The following is a 761-nucleotide window of genomic DNA, read 5'->3' on the forward strand; positions in this document are numbered from 1 at the left end:
CGCCACGGCCGCAAGCTTCGGCGGCTTGCGCTTGATCAGGGCCAGCAGCCAGCGCGAGTGATGACCGCGTCCCCGCCTGGCCTGCTGGATCACCGCTGTGGCCCCGACCACCAGCAGACGGCGCAAGTTCTCATCGCCAGCCCGCGTGATCTTGCCAAGCCTGGTCTTGCCAGCGGTGGAGTGGTCCTTGGGTGTCAATCCCAGCCAGGCCGCAAAATGACGACCAGAACGGAACGTGCGCGGATCAGGTGTCTTCATCACCAGCGCGGTTGCAGCGATCGGACCGACCGAGGGGATCTGAGCCAAGCGCCGGCCCGTGGCATCGCCGCGGTGCCAGGCCATCAGCTTGGCCTCAACCGCCTCCAACTCACCCTCGAGCCTGACGCGCTCCCGGCCCAGCACCACAAACAGCTCGCGCGCCAGAACCGGAAGCGTCTCGTCCTGCGCAATCCGCACCAGCAGTGGTTCGATCGCGTCCAGTCCCTTGGGGGCGATCAGGCCATACTCCGCCGCATGGCCGCGTATCGTATTGGTCAGCTGGGTGCGCCGGACGATCAATCCGTCGCGGACACCCATCAGCATCAGCGCGGCCTGCTGCTCGGCCGTCTTCACCGGCACGAAGCGCATGCTCGGCCGGCTCATCGCTTCACACAGGCCTTCTGCATCCCGCCCGTCATTCTTGTTCCGCATCACGTAGGGTTTGACCAATTGCGGTGCCATCAGCTTCACCTCGTGACCGAGCTTGGAAAGCTGACGCGCCC

The 761-nt window shown here is 65.7% G+C and carries 1 protein-coding gene; it reads right to left on the minus strand.

Going from position 1 to position 761, the window contains the following annotated elements:
• On the minus strand, positions 1 to 761 hold a 761-nt coding region (locus tag J6525_RS46535), incomplete at both ends, for an IS110 family RNA-guided transposase (RefSeq protein WP_225649626.1).

Source organism: Bradyrhizobium australafricanum, from assembly GCF_020329495.1.
Taxonomy (GTDB): domain Bacteria; phylum Pseudomonadota; class Alphaproteobacteria; order Rhizobiales; family Xanthobacteraceae; genus Bradyrhizobium; species Bradyrhizobium australafricanum.